Raw genomic sequence first — 23,273 nt, forward strand, 5'->3', positions numbered from 1 at the left:
CCGCAAAGAAAAAGGCGCCCCGAAGGACGCCCGCTCTTGCGATTCCCGATTCCCGATTCCCGAATCCCAGCTACTCACGCACCCAGGTCTGCGTACGGCCCAGCGCTTCGATGCCGACGTAGCCGCGCATCTGCAGCTTCTTGCCGCCTTCGGTCAGGGTGATCTTGGCCTTGTAGGTCTTGCCCTTGGCCGGGTCCAGCACCGAGCCGCCATCCCACACGGCGGTGCCGTCGGCCTTGAGGCCCCACAGGATGGTCATGCCCTTGATCGGCTTGCCTTTCAGCGCGCCGTCGCACTTGTCGCACATCGGATTGGGGCCATTGTTGGACTGCAGGATCTCGACCACCTTGCCGCTCAACGTGCCGTTGGCGGCCTGTTCGATCTGCACCACCGACTTGGGCTTGCCGGTCTCGTCGTCGATGGTCTTCCAGCGACCCACCGGCGAATCGGCGGCCTGGGCCAGCAGCGAGGCGGCCGCCAGCGGCAGAGCCAGCATCAGGGTCTTGAAGGTCTTGCGCATGGTTCCCCTCCCAGGGATTGCTGTGGCCGCCGTCGGCGGCCTGATGGCGAATGTATACCGTGGGGTATGGTGGCGGAAAGCCGCACTGCGGGATGCGTTCATGCGTTGCCGGCGCGGCATTGGTACGCGCTGGCTCGGCAGTGCCGGCGAGCTGGGCACGGCATTTCGGGAATGGTCGACGCTGGTCAGTGACTTCGACCTGGCGGTGCCGATGCGAATCCAGGCCTGGAGCATGCTTGCGTCGATCAGGTTTTATCAACTAGCCACCCACGTAGGCGCTGTCCCGCCTTACAGCATTGCGTTCGACACGTGCCGTCTTGCCGTAAGCACCGGGGGGGAGGGGGGCACGCTGCCGGTGCATGCGCGCAGCGCGACTGTGCGTGGCGCGGTAACCACATTAGCCGCAACGCCGACGTCAGCGTGGGATACCCCCCGTCCGCCAGCGCGGCAGAGCAGCTGCAGTTAGCCGATCTCGTACAGCTCCAGCGGCAGATCGTCCGGATCGGCGAAGAAGGTGAACCGCCGGCCGGTGTATTCGTCGATGCGGATGTCTTCGGTGATGACGCCATGGGCGTTGAGATGCGCCACCGCGCTATCCAGGTCTTCTACGCGAAAGGCCAGGTGACGCAGACCGCGTGCTTCTGGGCGGCTGGGGCGCAACGGGGCGTTGGGGAACGAGAACAGCTCGATCTGGCTGCCGTCGGGCAGAGCCAGATCCAGCTTCCACGAATCGCGCGCCTGGCGGTAATGCTCGTCGAGCACGCGCAAGCCCAGAATTTCGCAGTAAAACTGCTTGGAGCGCGCGTAGTCGCCCGCGATGATCGCCACATGGTGGATGCCGGCCAGCATCATGCTGCGCTCCGCTGCCATACCGACAGATCCTGTTGCTGGCAGCGATCAACCGCCATCACCGCCTCGCGCAGATCCAGCGCGCGGCGGTGTGGCGCATGCGCAGGTAGCGCGCAGCGTGCGCGGGGCGGCAACGCTGCAGGCAGGCGCCGGTAACGGGTGTCAGACATGACGGTGCTCCGCAAGATCGGCACGCGAGCATACCCGCGCCTGCCTGAAGTGCTTGTACAGCGTCACAGCTCGCCACCGCATGGCTGTGCTCGCCTGCATGCGCGTGGCAGGATGGTGCGCCGCCCATCAGACCGACGCATGCCAGACCCTTCTTCCAGCGCCGCACCGCAGTTCCAGCGCAGCATGCAGGTGCGCCACCTGGTGATGTTGTCGCTGGGTGGGGTGATCGGCACCGGGCTGTTCTTCAACACCGGCTACATCATCGCCAGCACCGGTGCGCTGGGCACGGTGATCGCGTATCTGATCGGTGCGCTGGTGGTGTATCTGGTGATGCAATGCCTGGGCGAACTGGCGGTGGCGATGCCGCAGACCGGGGCGTTTCATGTGTATGCGACGCGCTATCTGGGGCCGGCCACCGGGTATGTGGTGGCGTGGTTGTATTGGCTGACCTGGACGGTGGCGCTGGGGTCGAGCCTGACTGCCGCAGCGTTCTGCATGCAGTACTGGTTTCCGCAGAGCCCGGCGTGGCCGTGGTGTCTGTTGTTCTGTGCGCTGATCTTCGGCTTGAACACGGTGTCGGCGCGTTGGTTTGCCGAAGGCGAATTCTGGTTTTCGTTGATCAAGGTGATCACGATTTTGGTGTTCATCGTGCTCGGTGGCGCGGCGGTGATCGGCCTGCTGCCGTTGGCCGATGGTGCGCCTGCGCCCGGCTTGCGCCATCTGCGCGCCGATGGCTGGTTTGCGCACGGCACGTTGCCGATTTTGATGACGATGGTGGCGGTGAACTTCGCGTTTTCCGGCACCGAATTGATCGGCGTGGCTGCGGGCGAAACCGCGCAGCCGGCACGCGCCATTCCGCTGGCGATCCGCACGACGCTGGTGCGGCTGGTGGTGCTGTTCGTGGGTACTGTGCTGGTGCTTGCTGCCTTGCTGCCCGCCAGCCAGGCGGCCGTCGAGACCAGCCCGTTCGTGCGCGCGTTCGAGTTGCTGGGCATTCCGTACGCGGCGGACATCTTGAATGCGGTGATCCTGACCGCGATCCTGTCGGCGGCCAATTCGGGCCTGTATGCGGCGGCGCGCATGCTGTGGTCGTTGGCCAACGAAGGCACGCTCCCGGCGCGCCTTGCGCGCCTGACCCGTCGCGGCATTCCGTTGCCGGCCTTGCTGCTGAGCATGCTGGGCGGTCTGCTGGCCCTGCTCACCGGCGTATACGCGGCCGAGACGGTATTCGTTGCGATTTCCGCGGTGTCCGGCTTTGCGGTGGTGGTGGTGTGGCTAAGCATCTGCGCATCGCATTACCGCTTTCGTCGGCAGCTGGTCCGCGACGGGATTGCCGTGGAGACGCTGGCCTATCGCGCGCCCTGGTATCCGTGGACGCCGATCCTCGGATTCTCGCTGTGTTTGCTGGCCTGCATCGGCTTGGCATTCGATCCGCAACAGCGCATCGCGCTGTGGTGCGGCATCCCCTTTGTGGCGCTGTGTTACGGCGCCTATGCGCTGACCCAATGGCTCGCGACCAGGAGACTGCACGCATGACGATTCTTCCCCGCCAGCCGCGCGCAACTGCGCCGTTCAGTGCGGCGCTCCAGCACGATGGCTATGTGCTGCTGGATGGCGCGCTTGCCACCGAACTGGAACAACGCGGCTGCGATCTCAACGATGCGCTGTGGTCGGCGCGCGTGCTGATGGAGCAACCGGAGCTGATCTATCAGGTGCATCGCGACTACTTCGCTGCCGGCGCGCAATGCGCAATCACCGCCAGTTACCAGGCCACGCCGCTGGGGTTCGCCGCGCGCGGTCTGGATCTGGCGCAATCGCAAGCGCTGATCGCACGCAGCGTGGCCCTGGCCGCACAGGCGCGTGCCGATCATCTGCAGGCGCAGCCGCACGCTGCGCCGTTGTGGGTGGCAGGCTCAGTCGGGCCATATGGCGCGTATCTGGCCGATGGCTCGGAATACCGTGGCGACTACGTGTTGCCGTTGGCGCAGCTGATGGCGTTCCATCGCCCGCGCATCGCCGCGTTGGCAGCGGCGGGCGTGGATGTACTGGCCTGCGAGACGCTGCCGTCGGCGAACGAGATCGTGGCGTTACGTCTGCTGCTGGAAGAGTTTCCGCAATTGCATGCGTGGTTCTCTTTCACCTTGCGCGATGCCGACCATTTGAGCGATGGCACGCCATTGGCGCAGGTCGTGCCGGCACTGGATGCCTGCGCGCAGGTAATTGCGGTGGGGATCAACTGTATTGCGCTGGATCGGGTCACCACCGCCTTGCACAGCCTGTCGGCGCTGACCGCCTTGCCGCTGGTGGTGTATCCCAACTCTGGCGAGCACTACGACACCGGCGACAAACGCTGGCATGCAGGTGATACGCCCGCGTGCACCCTGGCCGACCAGCACACGCAGTGGCTGGCCGCAGGCGCGCGGTTGATCGGTGGCTGCTGCCGCACCACGCCGCGCGATATCGCCGCATTGGCCGCGGCGCGGGCGGTGGGTTGAAGGCACCACCCTCGTCGGTGGCGCGCCTTGAGGGGACGCCTCAAATCGGCGAGCGTGGCCGCTGCAGCACCCGCAACCGGCAACCGGCGACGTCATGCCGGTGTTGAGCGACGCATGCCAAGCGCAGATCCGCACCCAGGTCTAACACCAGCTTGAACGCGACGGCCGATAACCCTTCCCTCGGCCGCAATCGCCGACCTCAGCCTTTCTGCGTGGCGATCCAGCGCTGGATCTTGTCCTGCAGGATCTCCAGCGGCACCGAGCCGTCCTTGAGCACTTCGGTATGGAAGGCACGCACGTCGAAGCGCGGCCCCAGCTCGCGCTGCGCCTGCTCGCGGAGCTGCGCGATCTTCATCTCGCCGACCTTGTAGGCCAGCGCCTGGCCGGGGATGGCCATGTAGCGGTCGACTTCGGCTTCGGCATCGGTGCGGCTCATCGCCGAGTTGTCCAGCATGTAATCGATCGCCTGGGTACGCGTCCAGCCCTTGCTGTGCAGGCCGGTATCGGCGACCAGCCGGATCGAGCGCCACAATGCGTTTTGCAGATAGCCGTAGGTGTTGTACGGGTCCTGATACAGCCCCAGCTCGCGCCCCAGCGATTCGGCATACAGGCCCCAGCCCTCGATGTAGGCGGTCTCGCCTCCGAGGCGGCGGAACTTGGGCAGGTCGGTCAATTGCTGCTGCAGCCCGAGCTGGTAGTGGTGGCCGGGAATCGCTTCGTGCAGGTACAGGCTCTCCGCTTCCCAGGTCTTGCGCGAGGGTAGGTCGGAGGTATTGACGTAAAAGATGCCTGGCGTGCCACCGTTGCTGCCATTGACGCTGGGACGCATGTACGAGCCGTTGGCCGCCGCTTGTGCCCGCTGCGGTTCCACCGCGCGCACTTCCAGCGGCGGCATGCCCTGGATGTTGAACAGGCGCGGCACCGCGCCCTGCACGCGCCCCTGCAGGCCACGGTAATAGTCCAGCAACTCGGTGTCGCTGCGGAAGCTGAAGCGCTTGTCGGTCTGCATGAACTTGTAGAACTTGGGCAGGGTGCCGCGGAACTTGACCTGCTTGGCCAGCGCGGCGATTTCGCCCTGCAGGCGCGCGACCTCGTCCAGCCCGATCTGATGGATCTGCTCCGGGCTCAGATCGGAGGTGGTGCTCTGACGCACGTCGTAGGCGTACCACGCCGCGCCGTTGGGTAGCGCCGCCAGGCCATCGGTATCACGGCAGGCGGGCAGGTATTCGGTGGCGATGAAACCGCGCAGCTCCCGGTAGGCCGGCATGATGCGCACTTCGATCAAGCGCTTGTATTCGGCGGTGATGCGCTGCTTGTCGGCTTCGGGCATATCGGCCGGCAGGTTGCGCACCGGGCCCCAGAACAGGCTGTCTTCGGCGCTGCGCGCGATGATCGCATCCAGTTGCGGCAGTACTTTCTGCATCAGCACCTTGGGCTGCACCACCCCGGCCTGCATGCCGGCGCGCATGTTGGTGATGGCCTGATCGAACAGGTCGGGAATGCCCACCGCACGCCGCGACCAATTGTCGTAGTCCTTGACCGTCTTGAACGGCTGGGCGCCGGTGCCCGAGCCCAGCACCACCGCAATGCTGGCGATGTTGTAGAACTGGTTGATCGGCAGCATCCAGCTGGGGAACTGCTCGGCGGCCAGCGCACTGCGCGCATCGCGCACGAAGATCTGGTAGCTGAGCAGGTCCTGCCCGCTCAGGCCGTCCGGCCCCAGCGCCTCTGCCTTGCCCAGCCACAGCACGGTGAAATCATGCGACTGCTGGCGGAACGCCGGCGACAGGAAGTTGGGCAGCTGGTCGTTGTAGCGGCTCTCGCCCTGAAAGGTGGCCTGCAGCGGGTTGAGCTTGAGCGAGGCGTCCCAGTACTGGTCGTAGAGCAGGTTGAGCTGCTGGGCCTTGGTCAGCACCACCGGCGCGGCGACTGCGCGTGGCCTGGCCTTGGCAGCCTTGCTGCCCTTGGCCGTCTTCGAGGCCTTGGCCGCCGGCTTGGTGGTCTTTTTGCCTTTGCTCGCCTTCGCGCGCGTTTGCGTGGTCTGTGCCTTGGCGGTCTTCTTCTTGGCCGCATCGGCGGGCGCTGCCACTGACAGGCTCAACACAGCGGCGAGGGCCAGCGACAGCAGGCGGGAAAAGCTGAGGGGCATTACCGGCTCCGGAAACAAGCGAGCGGGGAGCTTGCCCGATCCGCACCATTACGGCCAGCTATCCGGAGCATGCGGCGCACATGCAATTCAGATGCGGCACGGGCAGGCGCAGTGCATCGTTGGAATGGTGCGCTGCGATAACGCACCGCGCAGCGTGCTGCCACGGGCACAGCCGGCCACGGGCAGGCAGTGTGTGGGCGGGGCGCCGCCTTTAGAAAGGCTCAAAAAGCGTAGCGAGTAGTCGTCAGGTGGGTGTGGACGGCGCGGAGGAACCGGCGCGTACGAACGGTACATGCCGCACCGAGCACCGGCCGCGCCCGCCTGGTGGCTGCCCAGTTGCTTTGCTAGCTGCGCTTAGTCGGCAGCGGCTTCTTCGCGCAGCTGCTCGGCGCGATCGGCGCCCAGATACGCGCTGATGGCGCGGCGCGCGAGGTACAACAGCGGAATCAGGGCGATCGCAAAGCCCATCTTGTAGACGTAGTTGAGCGTGCTCACCGCCAGGAACTGGTCGATGGACCAATGCTGCGGGCCAAGCACGAAGGCGATGTAGATCACCACGAAGCTGTCCACCAACTGCGACACTGCGGTGGAGCCGGTGGCACGCAGCCACACGTGTTTTTCGCCGGTGACCTTGCGGATGCGATGGAACACCGACACGTCGATCAACTGGCCGAACAGAAACGCTACCAGCGAGCCGCCGATCGTCCACAAGCCCTGCCCGAACACCGCGGCGAACGCCGCTTGATAGTCCGGCACACCCTGGCTCTGCGCTGCGGTCACCCACCAGCCGGCCGGCGCCAGGGCAATGGCCGCGAACGCAAACACGAAGCCGTAGCCGATCAGCGCCACCGCCACCCACGAGATGAAACGCACCCCGCGGCTGCCGAAGAACTCGTTGATGGTGTCGGTCATGATGAACACCACCGGCCATAACAAGGTGCCGGCGGTGAAGCTGAGCGAGCCGGTTTGGCCGAACAGGTTCCAGTTCAGCGGTGCGATGCCGAGCGTGTCTTCCAGCGCGAAGATCTTGACGCCGATGAACTCGGCCAGCGCTGCGTTGACGCAGAAGAACGCCGCCAAGGCAATGAACAGCCGGACCGCACGGTCGTCGAGGGTACGCGTGTGTGTCATGGCATCAGCGATCCGCAGTACGGGTGAAAGGAACCGACTCCGGCGAAACCGCGCCGCCGGAGATGATGAAACTCATCGCCTGATCCACAGTCCAGTCGGTGGGCGTGAGCAACTCCACCGGCACGATTTCCAGATAGCCGGAGGTGGGGTTGGGCGTGGTCGGCACATACACCGCCGCCAGCTCGCGTCCGGTGCCTTGCTCCTTGATCACGCGCGTGACCAGGCCGACCGACTTCATATCGCGATGCGGGAAGTCGATCAGCACCACGCGCTGGGTGCTGCCGGGCTGGGTCTGCAGGATGTCGAGCAATTTGCGCGCGCTGTCGTAGACCACGCTGGCCAGCGGGATGCGCCGCATGATCGCCTCGAACCAGCGCAGCAGACGCTGGCCGATCACCCGCCGGCTCAGGATGCCGACAAACAGGATCGCCGCCACCGTGGCGACCAGGGCGATGGTGTTCTGCACCCACAGTGCCTTGATCCAGCCCAGGTAATCGGGAAACGAGGCAGCGATGCGCCCGGACAGCGGCACCACCCAGGGGCTGCTGATGCCAGAGAGCAGCGAGAAGACGAACTTCACTACCACCCAGGTCAGCCAGACCGGCAGCAAGGTGAGCAACCCGGTCAGAAACACGCGTTGCAGGGAGGGGCGGGTATGCGGAGTGGGGGATTCGGACATCTGCGTAGTGTAGGCATTCGGCCGCGTCCGGTGCAGGTGGGGCGGGGATTTGGGATTGGGTCGTGGGGATTGGTAAAAGATGCGCTGCTGCGTGGCGAAACATCGCCATCGAGCAGCGGCACGTTGAGTGCCACGGCTGCGGCAGGCCACTCTCTACTTCTGCCAGAACAAGGTGCGCGTCGCTGGGTGCGCGTAGGACACTGCCTGGGCGACGGGGCCCGACACCGCCTTGCTCAAGCGAAACACCGCTTTCGGCGGGCGGTCAGTGGTGCTGTCTCGGCTAGCGGGGCGCGGTTGTCCGTCGGACGGCTGTCGATATTTTTGCATCATGAAATACCGCACTGTTGATTGTCTCGATGCGCCTCCGCTCAGGTTGTCGTATGCGCGCGCTGTCGCACTAAGATGTGCCTCTCTCCAGGGAAGGTGGAACGCGCATGCTCGGCAAATTCCTCAAGTCGGCGTTGTTGGGTGTTTGCATCCTGCTGGCAGCGTTGGTGGCGCTGTATGCGGTCTCCAGGCATTGGCCGATTCCCGAGGCGCAGCGTCAGGCGCTGGCGCAGCTGCGGCAACCGCCGCCGCCGTTGCGCGGCACCAACATGTTCGTCGCGCTCTGGTCGCTGTCGTATGCCATGCCCGAGACGCAGCGAGAGAGCTTGCTGGCCGAGGATGTGGAACGGTTCAACCGGTTGCCGGCAGGCACGCCATTTCAGAGTGCTGCGGCGCGTCTGCCGGGCCCGCCGCGCTGGCCATCGTCTGCCCCTGCGCTGTGCAGCGCCAGTGCCGGCGGCTGCCTGGAGCGGGTGCGCCAGAACCCGCAGGCCTATGCCGATGCGCTGGCCGCGCAGGCGCCGCTGCTGGCCAGGCTGCGCGCGCTGGCCACGTACGCCGATTACCGCAGCCCGTTCCGCGCAGACATCAATGCGCCGCTGCCGGAGCTGCCACCGTTATCGTTGTCGATGAACGGCAACGCAGTGGACTTCGTGCAGGGACATACCTTGCAGGCGTTAGCGGGTGTCTGCGCCGATGCGCAGACTGCGCGGGTGTTGCTGCGCAGTGGCGACAATCTGGTGATGCCGTTGATCGGCGCGGCGATGTTGCGCGGCAATGCGCATCTGTTTGCCGACATGCTGGCCGAACTGCCGGCGCAGCACCCGTTGCCCGCACAGTGCGCCACTGCCTTTGCACCGCTGGCGGTGGAGGACATCGCGCTGTGCAATGCCTTGCACGGTGAATCGCGCATGGCGTTTTCGCTGCTGCAGGACAGGGTGCTTGCGCAAGACGGCAACCTGTCCTGGGAAGAGCGCATGTCGCTGCGCATGTTCGATCGCGAACGCACCCAAGCCTTGCTCGCACCGACCTATACCTGGGCCTGCAGCGCACCGGTGCGTACCTTGCTGGCGCAGGATCAGCCGGTGCCGCAGGCATGGATTGCGGCGCCTCAAACGGCATCGGTGGCCTGCGTCGCCAATGCGATGGGCTGCTTGCTGGCACGTGCAGGGCAGCCGGACTACGCCAATTACCAGCACAAGATGCAGGACACCGCCGCGGCGTTGCGCGCGCTGTCGGCGCTGCAGTGGCTGCGCGATCGCCCAACCGATGCAAGGCCGCTCGTGCAGCGGCTTGCCGAGCTGCCGCCTTCGTTGCGCGGGCAGGCACGCGCGCTGCAGCCGGGCCCCGACGGCAACAGCCTGCTGCTGCACCAGTACGCACGGCCGGAAGGCAACGCGGCTGAAGACCGCTGGCCGTTGGCCGGCAGTGCGCTTGCGGCAGCGCGCCGGGCGACGACGATTCAGTAACAAGAGCGCCTTTTCGATGTGCCTGGCACGCGCAGACCGATTGCGGATACGTACCGCGGTTGCCTGTGCAAAGCAGCCAGTGGCGGCATCGGTCGAGCGTTGGAGCCGCGCGACAATCAGTCGCCGCAAGTGACCGAACGCAGCGATTGTTTGTTGCGTGCCGCGTGCGAAAGACGCGTGGTCATCAAACAATCCAATGCTGAAAACCAACATGCCGCATCCTTGCGGGACGCGGCATGTGATCGAGCAACGACTCGTTAAAACAAAACGCATGCACATCGAGTCAGCACAGTGCAGCGTGCTGACCAAACACCGCGTTTAGAACCGGAAGTTCAACCACCCCATCACGAAGGTCGAATCGCCGTAGCCGGCCTTTTCCAGCGCTGGACCGGCCATCAGGTGCTCGGCGCGGAAGGTCACCGACCAGTTCGGATCGATGTTCCAGGTGGCGTTGATGCGCGGCATGGTGCCGATGCGACGCTCGCCGGTGCTCTGGGTGCGTGCGTAGGCGCGCGCCTGGTTGTTGTAGATCGCATCGCTGGTGGTCTGGCGCCACAAGGTTTCCCATTCCAGGTTCACGATGAGCTTGGAGGTGGGCGAGAACGTGAAGGTCGGCGCGGCAGTGACCAGGTTCACCGGGCCGAAGAACGTGGCCCAGCTGAAGTAGATCGTGTTGCCATAGAGGAAATTGTTGTTGCGCAGCGTGCCGGTACCGGACGTGCCGCCGCCGCCGGAGGCGATTTCGCTATGAAAGCCCAGGCGCGGCTTCCAACCGGTGTCGCTCAGCGTCCACGCATTGGAGGTGCTGGCCATATAGGCGCGCAGGTCGCGTCCGCCGAAACTGCCGCGCTGCACGGTCACGAACGAATCGGTGCGCAGTTTGCCCACGTTGCCCCACAACCGCAGGCCGTAATAGTTGCGATTTTCTTCGGCGGTCTGGCGGCCCCAGAGCTGATTGTCGTTGCGGAACTGATAGAAGAACGGCTCCAGATACATCGGCTTGGCGGTCGGCAACCGATAGCCACCCACCACGCCGCGGAAATGCCGCGAGCGGTCGATGCGGTCGTCGCCCAGGCCTTCGGTGCCGTCCAGGTTGAAATTGAAATCGAACAGATCCACACGGGTCTTGTCGCCGATGGCCCAGGCGCGCGCACCGTTGAAGGTCACGAAGATATCGGTGTTGTCGCGCAGCGCCATCAAGGTGACAGGCCCGTCGACGAACACCTGGCGGCCCACACGCAGACCGGTATCGGCGCCGCCGATGTTGCCCTTCACGTCGAAGAACACCTGTTGCAGGATCGCGTTGTTTTCCTGGGTGCCGGTCTTGGCGCCTTCGTTGCGTCCATCCAGGCTGCCGTGCGCCAGTTCCGTATACAGACGGAAGTGCTCGCCCACATGCAGGTCCGCACCGAAGAACGCGCGCAGCAGGTATTGCTGCTGCGAATGGCTGCCGGGAATCAGGCCAGGATTGGTGATGGTATTGCTGCGCAGGCGCAGCTCGTTGCTGAGCGAGACGTAGATATCGCCCGACGCAGTGAGCGGGATGTACTTGAGCGGATCGAACGGGCTCTTGCGCTTGGACGGGTCCTTCAAATACGACCAATCTTCGGCCCAACGCACCTGCCACATGTTGCCGCCCTGCTTGGCGCCCCAGCCCTGCGCTTCGAGCGGATAGCCCTTGGCGGTGGCGGGCGCGGCGGTGACCGGCGGCTTGGCGGGCTCCGGTTGGGTCTGTTCGGCATTGGCTGGCGCAGGTTGTGTCTGCGCAAAGCCCAGTACCGGCAGCGCCAACCCGATCGCAAGGCACAGGCGCCGGGTGGCTCCAAAAGAAGTTTCAGCCGTGGCCGGCTGCGCCAAGCGTGTCAGTTGCATCGTATCGCCCCATCGAAAAGTGAAAAACCCCTGAGCGAAACTTATCGGCACGGGGGACGTCGACTGTAGTTAAGCCGTGCTAGAAAGGCAGTAACCCAAAGGTTCTAAGCTCATGAACGCACTAGGGTTTGCGCGGGCGGGCGCTAGTGGTGCGGCGATTGGGGAGTCGGCAGTGGGGATTCGCAACGGCGGCGCTGCGGGATGCGGTGAACTTCATTGCGATACCAATAATGCTCAACGTGGCTTGCCGACCAAGCCTTGGCCTTGGCCTGTGCGACTCCCCAAAAGCGACTCCCCAATCCCCGCCCATGACTACCGGCACATTCGCTATAGCTAGGTTCTACATAGCATCACCTTCGACCTAGCGGAGATGACCGATGAGCGAGCCGGATGTCTACCTGCGTAAATTTCAGAAGGAGTTGAGTGCTGGCACGGTGTCGCTGGCCTTGCTGGCGGTGCTGGCGCAGGCCGATGAGCCGCTGTACGGCTATCTGATCGCCAAGCGGCTCGAGCGGCTGGAGGGTGTGCTCAGCGGCAAGCAGAGCGCCTTGTATCCGGTGTTACGCAATCTGGAAGGGGCGGGGCTGTTGCACAGCCATATCGAGCCGTCTGCATCGGGGCCGCCGCGCCGCTATTACCGCATTACCGACAGCGGGCGTGACTGCCTGCGCCAATGGACCGCCGCCTGGCGCGCCACCCGTGATTCCGTTGATTCAGTGCTGGAGGGGACCCACTCATGATGACGATCGCACAGACACGTCCGTTGCCGACCACCATTGCCGATTACCTGACGCAGTTGCGCCAGGCGCTGGCAGGTGCCGATCCGGCGATGGTCCAGGATGCGCTTTACGACGCCGAAGAATATCTGCGCGCCGAGCTTGCCGAACAGAGCGGCAAGAGCGAAGCCGAGGTCATTGCAGGGGTCGCCGGCAGCTACGGTGCGCCCGAGGAAGTGGCCGAGATCTATCGCGAAACCGAGGTCACGGTCAGCCGCGCGTTGCGCCCGCCACTGCCGCCCAAGCGTCCTTCATTGATCGGCAAGTTCTTTGGCGTGGCCGCCGACCCGCGTACCTACGGCGCGCTGTTCTACATGTTGCTGTCGCTACTCACCGGCGTGTTCTATTTCACCTGGGTGGTCACCGGGGTCAGCCTGTCGCTGGGCCTGTTGATCCTGATCATCGGTGTGCCGCTGATGGTGCTGTTCTTCGGCTCGGTGCGCGTGTTGTCGCTGGTGGAAGGACGCATGGTGGAAACCTTGCTCGGGGTGCGCATGCCGCGTCGCCCGCAACATCCGGGCGTGCAAGGCGGCTGGCTGCAGCGCATCGCTGCGATGTTTACCGACGTGCGGACCTGGAGCACGCTGCTGTACTTCGTGTTGATGCTGCCGTTGGGCAGTGTCTACTTCACGCTGTTTACTACTCTGCTGAGCGTGGCGTTGACGCTCACTGCTGCGCCGCTGGCGCTGTTCTTCGATCAAGGAATGTCCATCACCTGGGACGGGCAGGTGATCGTGATGCCGCTGATGGTGGTGCCGTTGTCTCTACTGGGGGTACTGTTGCTGTTCGTCACCCTGCATGCGGCACGTGGGATAGGCACGTTGCACGGCATGCTGGCCAAGCATCTGCTGGTCAAAAGCGGTGATGCGGATGCGTGATGATCGAGAGTGGCGTGCAACACGCGCGTGGCCATAGCGCAGCGCACTTTGCATGCCGCGTTTTACATTGCCTCTCGATTTTTCAGCATAAAAAAATCCCCGGACATGCCGGGGATTTTTTGTTGTGCAGATCAGGCGCGCTTGCCGCGTTTGCGAATCGGCGTGACGGTAGCCGGGTCGCGGCTGCCCACCGGGTCTGCGTCATAGCGCGCAATGAATTCGCGCACCTGCGGGTAGACCACTTCGCGCCAACGACGGCCGCTGAAGATGCCGTAATGGCCGGCACCTTCCACCACCAGATGGCGGCGGTGCGCCGCATCGATACCGGTGCACAGATCGTGCACCGCTTCGGTCTGGCCGAGGCCGGCGATGTCGTCCAGTTCGCCCTCGATGCTCAACAAGGCGGTGTTGCGGATCGCCGACGGCTTGACCAGCTGGCCGTCCACTTTCCACTTGCCCTGCGGCAGCAGGAAGTCCTGGAACACCACGCGAATCGTGTCCAGGTAATACTCGGCCGGCATGTCGAGCACGGCGTTGTACTCGTCGTAGAACTGCCGATGCGCCTGCGCATCCTGCAGATCGCCCTTGACCAGATCGGTGTAGAAATCCCAGTGCGACATCACGTGCCGGTTGGGGTTCATCGACAGGAAACCGGCGTGCTGCAAAAAGCCCGGATACACCTGGCGGCCATGTCCCGGATACGGGAACGGCACGGTGTGGATCAGGTTGTTCTGGAACCACTCGATGCCGTTTTCCGTGGCCAGATTATTGACCTGGGTGGGGCTGCGGCGTGCATCGATCGGCCCGCCCATCATCACCAACGAGCGCGGCGTGGGCTCGTCGTTGGTCGCCATCAGCGACACCGCCGCCAACACCGGCACGGTGGGCTGACACACGCTCACCACATGCAGGCGCTCGGCGCCGATATGGCGGATGAAGTCCTGGATATAGGTGATGTAGTCCTCGAGCCGGAATGCACCGGCTTCCAGCGGCACCATGCGCGCGTCCACCCAATCGGTCACATAGACCTTGTGGTTGCGCAGCATGGTGCGCACGGTGTCGCGCAGCAGCGTGGCGTGATGGCCGGACAACGGCGCCACCACCAGCACGGCCGGTTGCTCCTTCATCTTGCCGATCAGCTCGACGTGGTCGCTGAAACGCTTGAAGCGCAGCAGGCGACAGAACGGCTTGCTCAGCACCTCGCGTTCGATGATCGGCAGCGAGTGGCCGTCGACCTCGACATCGTCCAGCGCCCAGGCAGGCTTTTCGTATTCCTTGCCCAGCCGATGGAACAGCTCATTGCTGGCCGCCATACGTTCGGCGCCGGGAAGCGAGGCCCACAGACTGTCGGGGTCGGAGAACATCTTGGCGTTCGCCTGGGCCTGATGCACCCAGGGGGCTAGCAGATTGCGGGTCAGCTCATGCAGTTGATAAAGCATTCCACCCATCCGTGCGGTTTTGCTGCCGCGCAGCATACCGGGTTTGGCGCATTTGCACCTTAATGGGGCTCCGGACGGTAGACGCTGTCACAGAAGCTAGGGCACGCGTAAGCAGCCTTAGCTGCCGCTGGTCGTGGTCTTTCGAGCGGCTTCGCACGGCTTGAAGATCGCGTTCGCCTGCGGGGTAAGCCTCTGTCTCCCTGCCGGAGAGGGGGGGTACGGGCGAAGCCACATGTGCATCCAACTTTCTGTGGCTTCGTCCGTACCCTTATCCGCCCCTGCGGGGCACCTTCTCCCGGTGGGGGAAGAAACAGCTCGCTGGGCTGGAAGATCGCGCTCGCCCGCAGGGTAACGGCGGGTCTGACGGGAGTAAGCCCTTCTCCCTGCGGGAGATTGGTGAGGGTACGGAGCGACGCTACACACGATAACTGCCTCAAACAGCCAACGCTGCGTCAACCATGCTCCAGCGCCGACGCCTCACCTGCCAACTGCGGCGACAACCAGCAATGCGAACCCAGCGCGGCGAAGCCGACGCTGGCAAAGCGTTTGCGATACCAGCGCGCCGGGCGTGGCTGAAAGCCGTCGTGGTCGCCTTCGAACGCGTCTTCCTGCGCAAACGTCTCCAGAAACGCCACGCCTGCGCACATGTCGGCCAGCCCCGGCAGGCCCTGGTTGAATTCGCGCGTGGGCACGTAATGCAGCACGTCCGCGCAGATCAGCAGATCCACCGGTGCGCAGGGACGTAGCCAGGCGAAATCGCCAAAGCGGGCAGGGTGGATCTGACGGCTGCGTCCGTAGCGCTGCACGGCGTACGCGCTGCTGTCGAAGCCCAGGTAGCTGAGCTTGGGCCGCAGCGCCAGCAAGGGGGCGCGCCAGGCGGCTTCGCCGCAGCCGATATCCAGCACGCTGCGGATCGGTCGCTCCAGGTAGTACTCGGCCTGTGCCACGGCGAGTGCGGCCTTGCGCCGCAGCCGGGCCGGGTCGGCCAGCCCGGCATCGCGGTACCAGCGGCGGAAATACTGGGCGTCGTACTGTTTTTCGTCTGACTGCTGCATGGGGCTCAGCTGCTTTCGCGTGCGCGGATAGGTGAAAATGCGGGTCATCCTACGCGAGCCAACGGAGCCAGCGCATGACCCTGTATGTGTGGATCAAAACCTTCCATCTGTTGTTCGTGATCGCCTGGATGGCGGCGGTGTTCTACCTGCCACGCATTCTGGTCAACATCGCCGAAGCCGGCAGCGAACCCTCCGTGCGTGCGCGGCTGGTGCTGATGGGCCGCCGCCTCTACAGGTTCGGCCACAGCATGCTCGGTCTGGCGCTGCTGCTGGGCGCGGTGCTGTGGCAAGGCTACCGGGTGATACCCGATTTCCCGACGATGGTGACCGGCGGTTGGCTGCATGCCAAGTTGTTCGCGGTGGCGCTCATCCTGGCGCATTACATCGTGGCCGGGCGCTGGTTGAAGGGTGCGGGCCAGGGCCGCGCGGTCCCGAGCGGGCGGGCGTTGCGCTTGTTCAACGAGGTGCCGGTGATTCTGCTGGTCGGCGTGATCTGGCTGGTGCTGGCCAAGCCGTTCTGAGCACGTTCTGCACTGCGCCCGGAACACGCCTGCGCGGTTCGGTTTCGCAGGCGCGGGACGCTGCCTCTGCTGTCGGATCTGCATGCAGACCTTGTGTCGTGACGCATCACGCTGCCGTCGGTCGGTGGCCAGCCACTGACCTGACAGATCGATCTGCGCACGCGATGCAGCCACGGCCGGTGATCACTGGATGACGCTTGAGTCAAACCGCGCCGCGAAGCGGCGTCGGCTTGAATGCATTGCGAGACATCAGAGCCACGGAGCCTGCCCTTGGACAACTTTGGCGTAATAGCTCACGTTCGCTCGGACTGCGTAGATCGCGGCGAATCCGTAGCCTACCGCTCTCCCGAGCTGACCGAGGCCTACGAGCTCCAAGAGGGTTGCCAGGGCAATCGCGAGAAGCACGTAAACAACGGCCTGACGCCAGAGCCCCTTTGCCAAGAAATAGAACGGCCCCAGCAAGAATGCAAGCCAGTTGAAGTTGATTCCTCTCCTTTCGCCACTGCTCAGGGAGCGAAAGTCTGGCAGCTTTGTACCACCCGCCTTCGCGATCACCTTGAAACGCTTCTTCCATGTATCCGATACATTGAAGCGATCAATGCGATCTTCCTGGATGGCGGGCGGAACTGTTTCAGCGGTTGTGGGCATGGGGTGTAAACGCCATTAGAGTTGTATGAGTCTATCCGTAGGATCTCCAACGTGATGTCTAACGCACGCGGCAGGCGTAGTGAGGTTATGCGCCTGTCTGCTGTTGCTTGAGAAACATCTCCAGATAGATTTTCTGGTGTCCAGCAAATCCCTTCCTGCCATACAGCGCATAAATTTTGCCGAATACAGCGCAGGCGCGTGCGTCATTCCCGAGCTGAAGCATCGCTTCGCCTTCGGTCATCAGGACAAGATGATCGGTGTGGCCTGGATCGTCGTACATCAGTGCCATCACTTCGATCCATGTTCGCACGTTCTCCTCGTCGCGCCGGTCGGCATAATCCTTCACGAAACTTGCAGACAGGCTTTGCGGGTAGTCATCCCAATGCTGTTTGGGCTCGGGGATCAGCGCCCAGGCCCTTAGTCCCAGGGCGAGCGATTCCGCCAGGGCGCCGCTGCGAAATGTCTGTGCGGAATGCTCCAGCAAGTGATCGATCTCGGCTTTGAGACCTGCCTCGATGTCCGGCTTTCTCTGCATGATTGGTCGCCTTGATCAGATTGCCGATCGATTCAATGCAGGTCGCCTGTAGCTGCGCAGGTGCCTCCGAGTGACGATTGGATCAGGCGCTGGCGTCCAACTCGCTCAGACCCTTGCGCGCCTGGTCGATCCAGCTGCGTTGCTCGCGCTGGTAATGTTTGGGCGAGGCCGCAGCGCGACGCACCACCTGGTCGAACATGGCCTTGGCTTCCTCCGGGCGCGCGGCGCGTTTTAGTAACTGCGCATAGCGCACGCGTGCTTCTTCGCCTGGGTAGCCCTGCACCAGCGTCTCGTATTCGTGCAGCGCTTCTTCGATGGTGCCGCTGCTTTCCACCGCGCGTGCGTACAGCAGATGCCCGTCATGCGAGCGGAAGTTGGGGTTGGCGGCGATCAAGGCATCCAGGGTCTGGCGGGCCTGCGCGGCATTGCCAAGACCGAACTGCGCCTGCGCCAGCCCCAGCATCAGGTCCGGGTCGTCGCGATACAGGCCGCGCAAGGCGCCTTCGTACACCTCGGCGGCCTGCGCATAGTTGCCCTGTTCGAGCAGGGTGCGGGCCAGCTGGCGGCGGTTTTCCGGGGTGTCGGAGACATCCAGTTTGCGTGCGGCATCGCGCTGCTCGCGTTGCGGGTCCAGCTTGCGGCGCACGCGCTGCAAGCCACGCCGTGCGGTCGGGTCGTTACGCATGTCCGGGATGACCGCGACAAACGCGTAGATCAATACGGCCAGATACGAAAACGTCAGCAGGATCAAGATCCAGTACAGCGGCCGGCCGCTGCGCACGACATGTACGCAGCAGGCGATTTGCAACACGATCGACAGAAGAATGAGTGGGCTCATGCCGGTAGGAGTCCTTGTCCCTGGTGCAAGTTCCTCGTGGCTCCGCCAGGCGGAGCCGCAGGATTCAGTTTCCTTCGTAGGCGCCGTAGCTGCGCAGGCGCTCGTAACGCTGTTGCAGCAGTGCGTCGACCGGGATTTTCTCCAGCGCGTCCAGCTCGTTGAGCAGCACGGCCTTCAGGCGCTTGCCCATCTGCTCGGGATTGCGGTGCGCGCCGCCGGTGGGTTCGCGGATCACCTTGTCGACCAGGCCCAGGCCCTTGAGCCGCTTGGCGGTGAGGCCGAGCTGTTCGGCGGCGTCCTTGGCCTTGCCCGCATCCTTCCATAGGATCGAGGCGCAGCCTTCGGGCGAAATCACCGAATAGGTGCCGTATTCCAGCATCAAGGTGCGGTCGCCGACACCGATGGCCAGCGCGCCGCCGGAGCCTCCTTCGCCGATCACGGTGCAGATCACCGGCACTTTCAGTTCGGCCATTTCGAGCAAATTGCGCGCGATCGCTTCGGACTGGCCGCGTTCTTCGGCACCGATGCCGGGATAGGCGCCGGGGGTGTCGATGAAGGTCAGCAGCGGCAGCCGGAAGCGCTCGGCGAGCTTCATCAGGCGCAGCGCCTTGCGGTAGCCCTCCGGGCGCGGCATGCCGAAGTTGCGCGCCACCTTGGTCTTGGTGTCGCGGCCCTTCTGGTGCCCGATGATGACCACCGGCCGGCCGTCGATGCGGCCCAGGCCGCCGACAATCGCCTTGTCGTCGGCATAGGCGCGGTCGCCGGCCAGCTCCTGGAATTCGTCGCAAATAGTGTTGATGTAGTCCAGCGTGTAGGGGCGCTGCGGGTGGCGCGCCAGCTGCGAGATCTGCCACGACGACAGGTCGCGGAAGATCTGTGCGGTGCGCACGCGAGCCTTGTCGCGCAGCGCCCGCACCTCGGTCTCCACATTGACTGCAGGCCCGGTACTGGCGTTGCGCAGTTCCTGGATCTTGGCTTCCAGATCGGCGATGGGTTGCTCGAAGTCGAGGTAGTTAGGATTCATGCAATGGCGTCGTCAACGTAAGGCGGGGAGTGTAGCCGAATGCGTCCGATGGACCCGTACGGTGGGGTTGGGAGAGGAATCGGGAATGGGGAACCGGGAATCAGAGCAAGACATCGGGGGTTCGCCCTTGCGATTCCCCATTCCCGACTCCCCATTCTCACGCCCACGGTGGGCTGTACTTGATCTTCACCGTACGCACCGCCGGGTCCGCGCGCAGGCTGTCCATCAGGTGCTGGTCGATGCGCACCGAGTGGCTGCCATTGAGGTCGAGCATGCCGGCCACGCCGCCGCCGGGGGCGCGCAGCAGCAGATCCAGACGTAGCGGCGTCTTGCCGGGGCGGTGCTTGGCCAGCAGGGCGTCGATGCGCTTGAAGGCCTGTTTTTCGCGCAGATCCAGGCGCAGCGACAGCCGTTGCGCATGATCGGCGCAGATCTGCTCGTAGTCCCAGCATTGGCGGATGCGCAGGCTGTAGCCGCCGTTGAATTCGTCCTCGCGCAGGCCGCCCTTGACGATCAGGATGCGGTCGCGGGTGAGCAGGTGGCCGAACTCGGCCATCGCATCGGAGAACGCGCTGCATTCCACCCGCCCGCGGCCGTCTTCCAGCTGCACGAACACCTGGCTGTCGCCCTTGCGGCGCACGCCGACCACCAGGCCGGCCAGGATCGCGCTGATTTCCGGGCGCCAGGCGCGTTTTTCGCCATCGCCGCCGCCCCCGCCGCCGCGTTGCTGTGAGGCCAGGATCTTTTCCAGCGACCCAAGATCGCAGCCGACCAGCTCGCGCACTTCGTCGCGGTGCGGGTCGAACGGGTGGCCGCTGAGGTAGAAACCCAGCGTTTCGCGCTCGCCGGTGAGCAATTGGCCCAGCGGCCATTCCTTGCTCTCGGGCAGATCCAGGCGCATTGCCGGCGCGCTCGGGTCCGGCCCGCCGAACAGCGAGTTCTGCCCCGAGGCGCGTTCGCGCGCCATCTGCTCGGTGGCCTTCATCACTTCCGGTAATTGCAGCATCAGCGAGGCGCGGTTGGTGCCCAGGCCATCCATCGCGCCGGCATTGATCATCGCTTCCAGCGTACGGCGATTGAGCTTTGCGGTGCCCACGCGCGTGCAGAAATCCAGCAGCGTGGTGTACGGGCCGCCACGCTGGCGTTCTTCGACGATCGCCTCGCATGCGCCCTGGCCGACGCCCTTGATCGCGCCCAGACCGTATTGAATCGTGTCCGGGCTGGCGGCCTCGAACATGTAGGCCGATTCGTTGACGCGCGGCGGCTTGACGGTGAGGCCGAGGTTACGCACTTCATCGAGAAAGCCGACCACCTTGTCGGTGTTGTCCATGTCCGAGGACAGCGTCGCGGCCATGAATTCGGCCGGGTAATGGCGTTTCAGCCACGCGGTCTGGTAGCTGACCAACGCGTAGGCGGCGGCGTGCGACTTGTTGAAGCCGTAGCCGGCGAACTTCTCCATCAGGTCGAAGATTTCGTCGGCCTTGGCCGCGCTCACGCCGCCCTTGGCCGCACCTTCGCGGAAGATTTCGCGGTGCTTGGCCATTTCGGCCGGTACCTTCTTGCCCATCGCACGACGCAGCAGGTCGGCGCCGCCCAGCGAATAATCGCCGACGATCTGCGCCATCTGCATCACCTGCTCCTGATACACCATGATGCCGTAGGTGTCTTTCAGGATGACTTCGGTGCGCGGATCGGGGTACACGATTTCCTGCTGGCCGTGCTTACGCGCGTTGAAGTCCGGAATCAGGTCCATCGGGCCGGGGCGGTACAGCGACACCAGCGCGATCAGGTCTTCGAAACGGTCCGGGCGCGCGTCCTTGAGCAGGCGGCGCATGCCTGAGGATTCGAACTGGAATACCGCGCCGGTATTGCCCGAGGCGAACACGCCCTTGTAGGTGGGCACGTCGTCGAGCGGAATGGTGGTGATGTCGACCGGGTCGATGCCGGCGCGCGCATGGCGCACGTTGATCGCCTTGACCGCCCAGTCGATGATGGTCAGCGTGCGCAGGCCGAGGAAGTCGAACTTCACCAGGCCCACCGCTTCGACGTCGTCCTTGTCGAACTGGGTGACCGGATTCTTGCCGCGGCCGTCTGCGTCGTGTTCGGCGAACAGCGGGCAGAACTCGCTCAGCGGTTCGGGCGCGATCACCACGCCACCGGCGTGCTTGCCGGCGTTGCGGGTGAGGTCTTCGAGCTGGCGCGCCAGGTCCATCAGGTCGCGCACGTCGTCTTCGACCTGATAGCGCTGGATCAGATCCGGCGAGGCCATCTCCGAGTCCTTGCCTTCGCCCATCGCATCCTTGAGCGTGATGCCCAGGATGTTGGGGATCAGCTTGGCGACGCTGTCGACCAACCCGTACGTGAAGCCGAGCACGCGCCCGGCGTCGCGCACCACCGCCTTGGCGGCCATGGTGCCGTAGGTGATGATCTGGCTGACCCGCTCGCGGCCGTACTTGCGCGCCACGTAGTCGATGACTTCGTCGCGGCGATCCATGCAGAAGTCGATATCGAAGTCGGGCATCGACACGCGCTCTGGATTCAAGAAGCGCTCGAACAGCAGGTTGTACGGCAGCGGGTCCAGATCGGTGATCTGCAGTGCCCAGGCCACCAGCGAGCCGGCACCGGAACCACGGCCCGGGCCGATCGGGATGCCCTGATTCTTGCCCCACTGGATGAAGTCGGCAACGATCAGGAAGTAACCGGGGAAGCCCATCTTGATGATGGTGTCCAGCTCGAATTCGAGCCGGTCGACATAGTCCTGGCGCGTCTTGCCCGGGGCGATCGGGCTCTTTTCCAGGCGTGCGGCCAGACCGTCGCGCGACTGGCTGCGGATCCAGCTGTCCAGCGTCTCGTTTTCGGGCACCGGGTAGGCGGGCAGGAAGTAGGTGCCCAGTCGCATCTCGATGTTGCAACGCTGCGCCAGCGCATGCGTGTTGTCGATCGCATCGGGCACGTCGGCGAACAGCGCGGCCATTTCATCGCCGGACTTCAGGTACTGCTGGTCGCTGTAGTCGCGCGGGCGCTTGGGGTCGTCCAGCACGCGGCCGGAGGAAATGCACACGCGCGCCTCGTGCGCATTGAAGTCGCTGGCATACAGAAAGCGCACATCATTGCTGGCCACCACCGGCAGCCCGCGCACGCCGGCTGCATGCAGGGCGAACTGGTTGAAGCGTTCTTCGCCGGCGCGCCCGGTGCGGGTCAGCTCCAGGTGCAGGCCATCGCCGAACACGCGTTGCCAGTCGGCGAGCTGTTGCTCGGCCAGATCGGCGCGGCCCTCGGAAAACAGGCGGCCGGCCAGGCTGTCGCGGCCGGCCAGGGCGAACAGGTTGGCGTGCCCGGCCTGCAGCCATTCCGGGTGGATCGCCACGCCGCCTTCGGGGCGGTGGCCTTCCATCCAGGCGCGCGTCAGCAGCCGCGACAGGCTCAGGTAGCCCTCGCGGTCGCGGCACAGCAGGGTCATGCGCCAGGGCGTCATGTCCGGGGTGGCGATCATCACGTCGGCGCCGGCAATCGGCTTGATGCCGACGCCTTCGGCGGCCTTGTAGAACTTGACCAGCGCGAACAGGTTATTGAGGTCGGTGACCGCCAGGGATGGCATGTCGAGCTCGACCGCGCGGCTCAGCAGGTTGGCCTGCTTGGCCTTTTTCGGGTCAGCCTGATCCGGTTTCTCGGGCACGCGGATAGTGGAATCCGCCAACGAGAACTCGGTGTGGACGTGCAGATGGACGAAACGGGAAGTGGACATGCGAGGCCGGAATAATGCGCGGTCAGGGTACCGGCGGGGGCGGGGACGAACAAGGCTTGACAGGTGGCGGCCGGACGCGGGATCGGGCAGCAGAAAGCCGGGAAAGCGTTGAATCGCCAGCCGCCGGGGCCTTGGGGAGGCATTTGGCTGAT

At 64.5% G+C, this 23,273-nt stretch carries 19 protein-coding genes, 1 other RNA gene and 1 pseudogene; 6 read left to right on the forward strand and 15 right to left on the reverse strand.

The features are described 5' to 3' along the window. Positions 1 to 70: 70 nt before the first annotated feature. The 3 genes from ACCQ06_RS08495 to ACCQ06_RS08505 all read right to left on the reverse strand — a co-directional run bounded on the left by ACCQ06_RS08495 (position 71) and on the right by ACCQ06_RS08505 (position 1,539). Entirely contained in the window at positions 71 to 520 is a 450-nt protein-coding gene (locus ACCQ06_RS08495; RefSeq protein WP_228322651.1) for a DUF2147 domain-containing protein, read from the reverse strand. 462 nt (positions 521 to 982) lie between these two features. Then, complete coding sequence (gene gloA2, locus ACCQ06_RS08500) at positions 983 to 1,372, reverse strand: SMU1112c/YaeR family gloxylase I-like metalloprotein (RefSeq protein ID WP_104614235.1); 390 nt, start codon at positions 1,370 to 1,372, stop codon at positions 983 to 985. Next, positions 1,369 to 1,539 carry a hypothetical protein gene (locus tag ACCQ06_RS08505; protein WP_228322650.1) on the reverse strand — a complete coding sequence of 57 codons (171 nt, stop codon included), beginning with the start codon at positions 1,537 to 1,539 and terminating at the stop codon, positions 1,369 to 1,371. The genes gloA2 and ACCQ06_RS08505 overlap by 4 nt, the downstream gene beginning before the upstream one ends. Positions 1,540 to 1,678: 139 nt before the next feature. Between ACCQ06_RS08505 and mmuP the strand changes: the two genes are divergently transcribed. After that, positions 1,679 to 3,076, forward strand: a complete 1,398-nt coding sequence (mmuP, locus tag ACCQ06_RS08510; protein WP_104614013.1) for an S-methylmethionine permease — start codon at positions 1,679 to 1,681, stop codon at positions 3,074 to 3,076. Beyond that, a complete protein-coding gene (mmuM, locus tag ACCQ06_RS08515) occupies positions 3,073 to 4,035 on the forward strand; it encodes a homocysteine S-methyltransferase (RefSeq protein WP_316691695.1) in 963 nt (320 codons plus the stop codon). The genes mmuP and mmuM overlap by 4 nt, the downstream gene beginning before the upstream one ends. 199 nt (positions 4,036 to 4,234) lie before the next feature. Here mmuM and ACCQ06_RS08520 read toward each other — a convergent pair whose 3' ends face one another. The 4 genes from ACCQ06_RS08520 to ACCQ06_RS08535 all read right to left on the reverse strand — a co-directional run bounded on the left by ACCQ06_RS08520 (position 4,235) and on the right by ACCQ06_RS08535 (position 7,994). Next, positions 4,235 to 6,184 (reverse strand): DUF885 domain-containing protein, encoded by a 1,950-nt coding sequence (locus tag ACCQ06_RS08520; protein ID WP_228322647.1) that lies wholly within the window; start codon positions 6,182 to 6,184, stop codon positions 4,235 to 4,237. Between the two features lie 218 nt (positions 6,185 to 6,402). After that, positions 6,403 to 6,478, reverse strand: a non-coding RNA gene (locus tag ACCQ06_RS08525) — sX9 sRNA. Positions 6,479 to 6,538: 60 nt separating this feature from the next. Continuing rightward, positions 6,539 to 7,315 carry a queuosine precursor transporter gene (locus ACCQ06_RS08530; protein WP_104614010.1) on the reverse strand — a complete coding sequence of 259 codons (777 nt, stop codon included), beginning with the start codon at positions 7,313 to 7,315 and terminating at the stop codon, positions 6,539 to 6,541. Positions 7,316 to 7,319: 4 nt separating this feature from the next. Beyond that, positions 7,320 to 7,994 carry a DUF502 domain-containing protein gene (locus tag ACCQ06_RS08535; protein WP_055845184.1) on the reverse strand — a complete coding sequence of 225 codons (675 nt, stop codon included), beginning with the start codon at positions 7,992 to 7,994 and terminating at the stop codon, positions 7,320 to 7,322. A 434-nt stretch (positions 7,995 to 8,428) separates the two neighbouring features. Here ACCQ06_RS08535 and ACCQ06_RS08540 point away from each other — a divergent pair, with 434 nt between their 5' ends. Then, positions 8,429 to 9,790: a hypothetical protein gene (locus tag ACCQ06_RS08540; RefSeq protein WP_316691701.1), complete on the forward strand. Its 1,362-nt coding sequence runs from the start codon at positions 8,429 to 8,431 to the stop codon at positions 9,788 to 9,790. A 318-nt stretch (positions 9,791 to 10,108) separates the two neighbouring features. Here the strand turns inward: ACCQ06_RS08540 and ACCQ06_RS08545 are convergent, their stop codons facing one another. Further along, the gene (locus ACCQ06_RS08545) at positions 10,109 to 11,662 is read right to left on the reverse strand and encodes an alginate export family protein (protein WP_104614007.1); all 1,554 of its coding nucleotides are present in this window, start codon (positions 11,660 to 11,662) and stop codon (positions 10,109 to 10,111) included. 377 nt (positions 11,663 to 12,039) lie between these two features. On the opposite strand from ACCQ06_RS08545, the gene ACCQ06_RS08550 reads away from it, so the two are divergent. Together ACCQ06_RS08550 and ACCQ06_RS08555 are read left to right on the forward strand one after the other, a co-directional pair. Next, complete coding sequence (locus ACCQ06_RS08550; RefSeq protein WP_104614006.1) at positions 12,040 to 12,402, forward strand: PadR family transcriptional regulator; 363 nt, start codon at positions 12,040 to 12,042, stop codon at positions 12,400 to 12,402. Next, on the forward strand, positions 12,399 to 13,316 hold the full coding sequence (locus ACCQ06_RS08555) for a sensor domain-containing protein (RefSeq protein ID WP_104614005.1): 918 nt from the start codon (positions 12,399 to 12,401) through the stop codon (positions 13,314 to 13,316). Before ACCQ06_RS08550 ends, ACCQ06_RS08555 begins: the two co-directional genes overlap by 4 nt. Before the next feature lie 131 nt (positions 13,317 to 13,447). Here the strand turns inward: ACCQ06_RS08555 and ACCQ06_RS08560 are convergent, their stop codons facing one another. Together ACCQ06_RS08560 and ACCQ06_RS08565 are read right to left on the reverse strand one after the other, a co-directional pair. Then, positions 13,448 to 14,791 (reverse strand): polyhydroxyalkanoate depolymerase, encoded by a 1,344-nt coding sequence (locus ACCQ06_RS08560; RefSeq protein WP_316691703.1) that lies wholly within the window; start codon positions 14,789 to 14,791, stop codon positions 13,448 to 13,450. Positions 14,792 to 15,207: 416 nt separating this feature from the next. Then, the gene (locus tag ACCQ06_RS08565) at positions 15,208 to 15,810 is read right to left on the reverse strand and encodes a methyltransferase (RefSeq protein WP_316691705.1); all 603 of its coding nucleotides are present in this window, start codon (positions 15,808 to 15,810) and stop codon (positions 15,208 to 15,210) included. Positions 15,811 to 15,884: 74 nt separating this feature from the next. Between ACCQ06_RS08565 and ACCQ06_RS08570 the strand changes: the two genes are divergently transcribed. After that, entirely contained in the window at positions 15,885 to 16,331 is a 447-nt protein-coding gene (locus tag ACCQ06_RS08570; protein ID WP_316691707.1) for a HemJ family protein, read from the forward strand. Positions 16,332 to 16,580: 249 nt separating this feature from the next. Here ACCQ06_RS08570 and ACCQ06_RS08575 read toward each other — a convergent pair whose 3' ends face one another. The 5 genes and pseudogenes from ACCQ06_RS08575 to dnaE all read right to left on the reverse strand — a co-directional run bounded on the left by ACCQ06_RS08575 (position 16,581) and on the right by dnaE (position 23,121). After that, a complete protein-coding gene (locus ACCQ06_RS08575; protein ID WP_316691709.1) occupies positions 16,581 to 16,979 on the reverse strand; it encodes a DUF2628 domain-containing protein in 399 nt (132 codons plus the stop codon). A gap of 85 nt (positions 16,980 to 17,064) precedes the next feature. Further along, a pseudogene (locus ACCQ06_RS08580) lies at positions 17,065 to 17,551 on the reverse strand (hypothetical protein). 45 nt (positions 17,552 to 17,596) lie between these two features. Next, positions 17,597 to 18,352 carry a tetratricopeptide repeat protein gene (locus tag ACCQ06_RS08585; protein ID WP_316691711.1) on the reverse strand — a complete coding sequence of 252 codons (756 nt, stop codon included), beginning with the start codon at positions 18,350 to 18,352 and terminating at the stop codon, positions 17,597 to 17,599. 64 nt (positions 18,353 to 18,416) lie between these two features. Next, positions 18,417 to 19,376 carry an acetyl-CoA carboxylase carboxyltransferase subunit alpha gene (locus ACCQ06_RS08590; protein ID WP_228322640.1) on the reverse strand — a complete coding sequence of 320 codons (960 nt, stop codon included), beginning with the start codon at positions 19,374 to 19,376 and terminating at the stop codon, positions 18,417 to 18,419. A 157-nt stretch (positions 19,377 to 19,533) separates the two neighbouring features. Then, a complete protein-coding gene (gene dnaE, locus ACCQ06_RS08595) occupies positions 19,534 to 23,121 on the reverse strand; it encodes a DNA polymerase III subunit alpha (protein WP_316691714.1) in 3,588 nt (1,195 codons plus the stop codon). Positions 23,122 to 23,273: the final 152 nt, after the last annotated feature.

Origin of the sequence: Xanthomonas sp. NCPPB 4467 (assembly GCF_041475665.2) — a bacterium.
GTDB lineage: Bacteria > Pseudomonadota > Gammaproteobacteria > Xanthomonadales > Xanthomonadaceae > Xanthomonas > Xanthomonas dyei.

Bases quoted from the DNA above. Each gene is read 5' to 3' on its own strand.
- ACCQ06_RS08495 (WP_228322651.1), bottom strand. From the start codon at position 520: ATGCGCAAGACCTTCAAGACCCTGATGCTGGCTCTGCCGCTGGCGGCC.
- gloA2 (WP_104614235.1), bottom strand. From the start codon at position 1,372: ATGATGCTGGCCGGCATCCACCATGTGGCGATCATCGCGGGCGACTAC.
- ACCQ06_RS08505 (WP_228322650.1), bottom strand. From the start codon at position 1,539: ATGTCTGACACCCGTTACCGGCGCCTGCCTGCAGCGTTGCCGCCCCGC.
- mmuP (WP_104614013.1), top strand. From the start codon at position 1,679: ATGCCAGACCCTTCTTCCAGCGCCGCACCGCAGTTCCAGCGCAGCATG.
- mmuM (WP_316691695.1), top strand. From the start codon at position 3,073: ATGACGATTCTTCCCCGCCAGCCGCGCGCAACTGCGCCGTTCAGTGCG.
- ACCQ06_RS08520 (WP_228322647.1), bottom strand. From the start codon at position 6,184: ATGCCCCTCAGCTTTTCCCGCCTGCTGTCGCTGGCCCTCGCCGCTGTG.
- ACCQ06_RS08530 (WP_104614010.1), bottom strand. From the start codon at position 7,315: ATGACACACACGCGTACCCTCGACGACCGTGCGGTCCGGCTGTTCATT.
- ACCQ06_RS08535 (WP_055845184.1), bottom strand. From the start codon at position 7,994: ATGTCCGAATCCCCCACTCCGCATACCCGCCCCTCCCTGCAACGCGTG.
- ACCQ06_RS08540 (WP_316691701.1), top strand. From the start codon at position 8,429: ATGCTCGGCAAATTCCTCAAGTCGGCGTTGTTGGGTGTTTGCATCCTG.
- ACCQ06_RS08545 (WP_104614007.1), bottom strand. From the start codon at position 11,662: ATGCAACTGACACGCTTGGCGCAGCCGGCCACGGCTGAAACTTCTTTT.
- ACCQ06_RS08550 (WP_104614006.1), top strand. From the start codon at position 12,040: ATGAGCGAGCCGGATGTCTACCTGCGTAAATTTCAGAAGGAGTTGAGT.
- ACCQ06_RS08555 (WP_104614005.1), top strand. From the start codon at position 12,399: ATGATGACGATCGCACAGACACGTCCGTTGCCGACCACCATTGCCGAT.
- ACCQ06_RS08560 (WP_316691703.1), bottom strand. From the start codon at position 14,791: ATGCTGCGCGGCAGCAAAACCGCACGGATGGGTGGAATGCTTTATCAA.
- ACCQ06_RS08565 (WP_316691705.1), bottom strand. From the start codon at position 15,810: ATGCAGCAGTCAGACGAAAAACAGTACGACGCCCAGTATTTCCGCCGC.
- ACCQ06_RS08570 (WP_316691707.1), top strand. From the start codon at position 15,885: ATGACCCTGTATGTGTGGATCAAAACCTTCCATCTGTTGTTCGTGATC.
- ACCQ06_RS08575 (WP_316691709.1), bottom strand. From the start codon at position 16,979: ATGCCCACAACCGCTGAAACAGTTCCGCCCGCCATCCAGGAAGATCGC.
- ACCQ06_RS08585 (WP_316691711.1), bottom strand. From the start codon at position 18,352: ATGAGCCCACTCATTCTTCTGTCGATCGTGTTGCAAATCGCCTGCTGC.
- ACCQ06_RS08590 (WP_228322640.1), bottom strand. From the start codon at position 19,376: ATGAATCCTAACTACCTCGACTTCGAGCAACCCATCGCCGATCTGGAA.
- dnaE (WP_316691714.1), bottom strand. From the start codon at position 23,121: ATGTCCACTTCCCGTTTCGTCCATCTGCACGTCCACACCGAGTTCTCG.